8 protein-coding genes are annotated in these 6,944 nt (G+C 35.3%); 4 read left to right on the forward strand and 4 right to left on the reverse strand.

Features of this window, described 5'->3' with window-relative positions; genetic code table 11:
* Window positions 1-194, reverse strand: a 194-nt coding sequence (locus tag DYY65_RS13030; RefSeq protein ID WP_370519333.1) for a DUF72 domain-containing protein, incomplete at its 3' end; no start/stop codon positions are given.
* 192 nt (window positions 195-386) lie between these two features.
* Here DYY65_RS13030 and DYY65_RS08370 point away from each other — a divergent pair.
* From DYY65_RS08370 to DYY65_RS08385, 4 genes are all read left to right on the forward strand, one after another.
* On the forward strand, window positions 387-545 hold the full coding sequence (locus DYY65_RS08370) for a hypothetical protein (RefSeq protein WP_162477514.1): 159 nt from the start codon (window positions 387-389) through the stop codon (window positions 543-545).
* 335 nt (window positions 546-880) lie between these two features.
* Entirely contained in the window at window positions 881-1,330 is a 450-nt protein-coding gene (locus tag DYY65_RS08375; protein WP_162477515.1) for a CopG family ribbon-helix-helix protein, read from the forward strand.
* A 162-nt stretch (window positions 1,331-1,492) separates the two neighbouring features.
* Entirely contained in the window at window positions 1,493-2,332 is an 840-nt protein-coding gene (locus DYY65_RS08380) for a HoxN/HupN/NixA family nickel/cobalt transporter (protein ID WP_162477516.1), read from the forward strand.
* Window positions 2,333-2,895: 563 nt separating this feature from the next.
* Window positions 2,896-4,248 carry a N,N-dimethylformamidase beta subunit family domain-containing protein gene (locus DYY65_RS08385; RefSeq protein WP_162477517.1) on the forward strand — a complete coding sequence of 451 codons (1,353 nt, stop codon included), beginning with the start codon at window positions 2,896-2,898 and terminating at the stop codon, window positions 4,246-4,248.
* Window positions 4,249-4,460: 212 nt separating this feature from the next.
* On the opposite strand, the gene DYY65_RS08390 is transcribed toward DYY65_RS08385, so the two are convergent.
* From DYY65_RS08390 to DYY65_RS08400, 3 genes are all read right to left on the reverse strand, one after another.
* Window positions 4,461-4,634 (reverse strand): hypothetical protein, encoded by a 174-nt coding sequence (locus DYY65_RS08390; protein WP_162477518.1) that lies wholly within the window; start codon window positions 4,632-4,634, stop codon window positions 4,461-4,463.
* A 394-nt stretch (window positions 4,635-5,028) separates the two neighbouring features.
* Window positions 5,029-5,487, reverse strand: a complete 459-nt coding sequence (locus DYY65_RS08395) for a hypothetical protein (RefSeq protein WP_162477519.1) — start codon at window positions 5,485-5,487, stop codon at window positions 5,029-5,031.
* A gap of 811 nt (window positions 5,488-6,298) precedes the next feature.
* A complete protein-coding gene (locus DYY65_RS08400; protein WP_162477520.1) occupies window positions 6,299-6,811 on the reverse strand; it encodes a hypothetical protein in 513 nt (170 codons plus the stop codon).
* Between the last annotated feature and the right edge of the window lie 133 nt (window positions 6,812-6,944).

Genomic DNA, 6,944 nt, shown 5'->3' on the forward strand with positions numbered 1-6,944 from the left:
TTCTTGGGTGTTTTCATGGCCCAGTTTTTGACCATCTGTAAACTGGGTGTCTTGTAGAAAGAAGAATCGATCTCTACATAATCAAATACATGAGAATAATAGTTCAACCAACGAAAGTTCTCGGTACCGGAAGGATAGAAGGGACCTTCCCATGAAGTGTAGCTCCATCCAGAGCATCCTATATAATATTGCAATTTGGTTGGTTATTTATATAATAATTACAAGGTATTTTAAATAATGCTTACATGTATTAAGAACCATGTTCAGGAACATGTATGAAACTTTATAGATCCCGTGTAAATTACCTCTTACATATCACCAGATGTTGGCGCGGTGGCCAAAAATTTTGTGAAATTTATATTTTTGAGCATGGAGATTTTAGAGGGATGACAAATATTGAGATAACGTGGTACTTGAGAAGGGCCATAGATGATATTCGCAATGTTGAGGAGAAAGTTAGGAATAAGGAAGATGCAAATATCTTAAGAGATATTCGCGCTAAATTGCATAAACTGCGGGTTAAATATGATTTACTCAAGTCTTAAAATAGATCACATGCAATCATTTGTTGTAATGTCGCTTCAGGAACATGTCACAGGTATTACTGATAAATTGACCTTTGATTCTAAAATTGGTCGCCATCGACATCTGATTGCAGAGTTTTTTTTTGTTTGAAGCAACGACAAATACTTACCCAAACTATAATTCTCAACTGTACCTCATAGCTCTCTCTGGGACCACTTTCTACCAATTTGTTGTCTCCAAGCTTGTTACCATGGCATTACCACCTGTTTTTCAGCTCCTACCTACTACTATTACAAATTAAAATTAGGACAAACAAAAGATAAAAGTTAGCAAACACTCTATATTCTTAGTCGATTTGACATTTAAAAATGCTGCAATCCGCAAGCACAATAAAAAATCCTATGTGGATCGAATAAGCATGTCACTTCCCCCTAAGCTCTTGGCAGAATTTGACAAGTCAATGACAAAAGCTGGATTTTCAGATAGATCTAAAGCAATACAAACAGCTCTCCATTCATTTGTAGATGAGCATAATCAGATAGATGATCTATCAAAGGCAGGAGCCGGTGCCATAATACTGCTGTATGACAATCATTCGTACAACAAGGATACAAAATCAACTTCAATACAGCATAAATATAATGATATTATTGGCGCTGTTACTCACCTGCATTTAAACAATCATGACTGTCTGGAATGTATAATGATAAAAGGGGATATTAAAAGAATGAAAGAACTTGCGAATGAACTTTCGAACAATCGAGGAATTAAGAGTTTAAAATTTCATTTCGTGGATGTTATTTAACACATTTGCAAGCTTAGTTTCTTTAGGTAAAAAAGTCGCTTAAAATGTAATATCAGCCTTTTCTCTGTCGATGTCGGCTAATTCTGTTATTTTAAATCCTTAAATAATACTATATACAGACTTAATATTACTCATGTCCAGTTGGATAGGCTGCTATCTATAATGGTAGGAGATATCAAGACATTCATAGCTGTATCGATTCCAGCAATGTTCTTTTTTGGAATTCGTCATGCAGTTGATGTTGACCACATTACTGCAATAGATAATCTTGTAAGGATGCATAATGCTAGAAAAAGAGCACGTTGGGTTGGTGCTGGTTTCAGTATTGGACACATGACATCAGTACTAGGAGAAATGCTTCTAATAATATATACAATAGGTAGTGCAACTAATGGGAAAGTAGACCAGCTTTCTTTTTGGGGAGGCGTTATAGGAGCAATTGCATTAGCCACAATTGGAGCAATCAACATTTATTCAATGAAAAGATGGGGTAAAACAGGCTCTGCTATCCTTGCCAGTAAAGTTGTATCTCGAACCCATGTAATGGGACCGTTTGGCTCTGCCTTAATCACTGGTCTTGTGTTTGGATTAGGGTTTGATACTGCTACTCAAATATCTGCATTAACATTAACAGTTGCTGCATCTGCAACACTTGGAGTACAAGTGGCATTAATTCTTGCTGGATTTTTCGCCTTGGGTATGATTCCAATTGATACCTTGGAAAGCGTTGTTCTCCGCTCAGCATTTTCAAGGATATTTAATACTAAAGGTTTCACATATATGGCATATGCATTAAGTGGACTTGCCTTAGCTATCGCTGCAATGGAATCATACTCTGTAATTAGCAATTCAAACATCTTGCCGCCATTTACAGGTCCAGTTTTGGCAGTGACAATTATTTCAGCAGCCTTTGGATATAGTTTTGCCACACGAAATAGGAAAGCTAAGGTTACAAGTACTCACACTTCAATGGACTCCAAACTTAAAGAAACAGAGAAGTAGTAGCCTCTCTAATTGAATTCGCCTGATGAAATTCGATCGTTATCATCATCAAATATGGGGCCATATTACGGTTCAATAGCTTCTTTTTCCGTTACTATGAAAGCAGACAATGAGGGCAAATGAGAAGTACTGACAAGTCATTGTATATCAGTTTTGGTGTGGTAACCACGGGTGGTTTCCCAAAAATCTCAAGATCCAAAATTCCCCATAATTGCAGATAATGCAAAAAAGCTTCAAGCTTTGAGCATATGACAGAAAAATGCGTCTTCTCCTGACTTTGTAGCGAAAGTAGTGCTCAAAAGCTGTTAAAAGTCGTCAGCTATACCTAATAAATCGGAGGGCGTGCTAGATTTATCGGTAAAGGTTTCCTCAAAAAACATGCACTGGATGGATAGGACGCAATAAGCGCTGGGACCAGACCAGTAAGTGTGGTCAACCCTACTGCGATAGAAGTAACGAATCGGACAAACTGACGAAAACTTTTGATAAGTAAAGCTAATATTTACGTATATTCCCAGGTATGTAAGTTTAGGTATAATTCCAAACTGTCAGAAACATGAATCATGATAAACGACTCAAAATTCTCTTTCAATGCGGCAATCATAACTATAGCTTTGTCAGTAATAATAGCTATTGGGATTATCTGGGCTCCGCATAACAGCCTAAAGGTGCAAGAGGGAGCAAGCTCTGTGATCCATAAACCGTATAAAAATTTGGTTGTTACCTTTCAGAAATCATTTCAGTTAACAAGTATAGCACAAGACTCAAAAGCATTGCCTATTATTTCATCCGAAAAACAATCATATAATTTTACTTCTCAGCCACATGCAACCGTCAAAAAAGATCCTCCATCAGTAACAATTAGAACTCAAAGAAGCAATATTACTATATTTCCTCAACTGAATGAAAACGAGACACATCATATAATTTCAAGAACCATAAAGCCTAACATCTCAACTTCTAAAATTCAGAATGCAGCAAACTCTACAACTGGTTTGAGTTTAGAAAATATTACATCAACAACTAATAATACCACTGCAGAGCACATAGCATTTATTGCACCAACCTTTACCACTGCTGCATATAACAATAAATTTTATAATTTCTATAGGCTAGAGAAAAATGTAGCCCCTAGTACAAACGTTACTAAAAATCTGAATCTGCTAACTAGCAGGGTAATAGATCTTCCTCCAAAGCTAATTAAACATGCATACCTTGGCTTAACATCAAACCTTCAAATTATAACAGATCAAGATGTTGATGATGGCTCGATATTTATCCAACAAGATAGCCCTGTAAATAGCACTAATAACACAGCTGCAAATATGAGTGTAAATAGAAATATTCAACACCAGAACTCGGGCTACATAGATAAATATGATATCTTAATTTTAGCACATCAAGAATATGTTACTCAGAGAGAATATGATAACCTAAGACATTTTGTAGAGAATGGTGGTACAATAATACTCCTAGACGGGAATGTGTTTTATGCTCAGGTAAGCTATGATAGGCATCATCATTCCATTACTTTGGTTAAGGGACATGGGTGGGCCTTTAATGGTATTACCGCATGGAAAAGTGTAAGTGAAAGATGGGCTAAGGAAACCTCTGAGTGGATTGGGAGCAATTATCTATGTTATTCATGCGAGGTAACGTTTGCAAATGATCCATGGGAATATAAACATCACGAAGAACAGTACATCACCAATCATAATGATATAATCTTGATAAATTATGGGGCAAAACTAGTAACAAAGTATCCTGTAAATTATAAGCCTGTTATTGCAACATATGAGCTTCATTACAAAAAAGGACTTGTAATCGGTTTAGGGCTATACTCTGACGATATTGTAGGTAATATGGGATTTGATAAATATTTTCATAGATTGCTGGCAAAAGCAGACGTATCCTAAATTCTTTTGATCATATATGGTTTCAGAACTAGGATTTTCGGACGCCCTCAGATTGGTGCAAACAATTGGAATCGTAGGAACAATGATATGACGCTCTTTTCCGAAGCAACCGCTGCAGTCCTGTCGGTGTCATTATAAGGTTCTTAATAGCCTCGACGAGAAAATTTGTTCTCGCTGATCTTGTTGCATAGAATGAAGAGGAATAAGGTAATTTACATTTCCATTTCTTCCCTTAAATCTTCCATATGGCCGGCGTACCTATCCATCGTTTGATTCATTTCTTCTCTCAATGATTCCATTTCGTTTGAGTATATTTGCATCCTTCGGCTCATTTCTTCTCTCAAATAATTCATATCTTCCTTGAATACCCAATGTATTTTATACAATATAAGCAGAAAATAAACAATTGAATCTGCTACCTTAGCACAGTAAATTAGGTCGATGTATCTTTTTCCAATTACCTGCCATTGAGATTAAAATCCTATTAAATGAAGAGTATGTCTCAACATAATTGGAAGCCGAGAAATCCTCAGTACTATATTGTTTCTGTATCCATATCTCTTGTTCTTTCTTCGTTAAGCCGCTGCCACCATTTCTTGTATTTTTTCGGCGCGTCTCCATAAACCGTTCTCGTTCGGAGAGTTATGCAGAGATGCAGCTATAGGAATGCAATCTTTCCACGTCAATATTTATAAACTGGTGAAGATTATTTGCACATCCATGAATGATAGGGATTTATCAATTGTAGTTGCTGTCCCAACTAGCAGCATTGAACGTAATTCAATGAATGTATGATTGGGTAGTTTTATCAAAATTTCTTATGATTTCATAGGTTTGTTCAGGCTCATATTTATAATCTAGATTTAAGTCTGGAAATACATACCAAGGTCCATATCTAGCCATTATTGATACAATGTGATCTTCTCCAAACATTGACAGGCATAAAGAGAAGATCATTCTTCTGACCTCTAATTCACTCACAATACCGAAACTGTGTAGATATTCGTGACCAAGCACTATAAATAAATATGAATTATATTCAAGTAATTTCCGTGCCTTGATCATAGCTAAAATTCGTCTGTTGATGATTATCATGTTAGAGCCAAGAATATGGTATGCTCCAAGGGTAGTTGGCAAGCCCTGTAGTACCAAGCTTATGCCAGCTCTATGCATTTTAAATTTTGCCTCAACTGCAATCTTCACGAATTCAAATATTTCATTAAAATCCTTTAACAGCAATAATTTATTACGATAGAATTCCTGTTGTTCTTCAGAAATTAATTCAGGTTCCTGTGAAGCCGCACTTAAGTTTTTGTCTTTTTTGGTTTTGTTTCACCTAGATTATTATTAGTGATTACTATATTTAAGAGTAATAGTTAGTATAATGCTACTACCTAAAGAGAATTTCAATTACTTAGTTATAATTCTTGTACATAAGTTGCCCAATAGAGATTAATTACTTTCAAAAGTATATTGCATTAAATATGATGCAATCAGAGCTGAAATCTAGAAATTACAAAACGGCAATCAATTAGCCAATGCAATACCAAAAGAAGTACAGAAATGGATAGGCTTGACTTCAATCGCCTCACTATCGAGGAGATTTGCCTAGCATTTTCCGAACATACAACATATTTAATGTTCCTATTTATTTTATGATTAAAATTTCTAGTATATAGCTGTTAGAGTGATATCTTCGAAGAGGCTTATTACCAATTATAACATGATCTATATTTCTGCCTATGCTTTATTGCATTTAATTAATCGTAAATCACTTTGATCTCGGGTTATTGACCAGATATGGGCTAAGAATAATATTGATAGACCTTAACGAATATATTTTGCACATTTATAGTTGAGACCACTGAGGAATAAAATGATAGAAGAATTAAGATAATTAGTTTGTTAATAGTTTTTATATAATGCTAATTGTCATTTCATTTGCTAGAATCCAAAACTATTAAAGACTAGTCAATTCTACTAGCGGTTTTTAGTGTATTGCTTATTACGGTTAACATTCTGAGTTAGGTAACTAAGATTATTATGTCATTTATCTTCCGATATTCAAATTGATTTGCTCACCATCTCGAAGTATAATGTTAGTAAAATTAGAGACTGGTTGACCATTCACAGTTGCTCTTACTGTCTTACCAGCTGTATCTAAGCCTCCCCATATTCTTAGAAATTCGCCTAATGTATAAGTTCTGTTTACTGTAGATTCTACATGGATTATGCCACTAGAGTCATGAGTATGCAATGGTGCAAATCCAGGTGTACCATATTGATCGAGAGAATGATCCTTCCACAATAACGAATCAATTCCTATCTGTGACGGCACAGTAACCGGGCTACCATCAACTGTGACATTAAGCCGTGGATGAATGTGCACCACTAATGGTTTAGGTCCTTGTAAAGAGTAGAGTGAGGTAGATACGATTCCAAATATTATAACGGCCGCAACAATAGGTATTAGTATCATTATCATATTCCGCTTTCTTCTACGTCTACTAATTGCGGCGTAACTATCATCTCTTTTCTTCTGTTGATTTTTTTTGTTACCCACTTCTGAGCTCAGTCATGATTAATCTTGAGGTCTTATATTAATTCCTATAGTTCAAAATAAGATTTTTGATTACAACAATTTATCAACACCTACTTCAATGTTTCACCAATAATAGTATATTGAATAGTATAAT

The sequence above is a fragment of the Nitrososphaera sp. AFS genome (genome assembly GCF_009898475.1).
GTDB lineage: Archaea > Thermoproteota > Nitrososphaeria > Nitrososphaerales > Nitrososphaeraceae > Nitrosopolaris.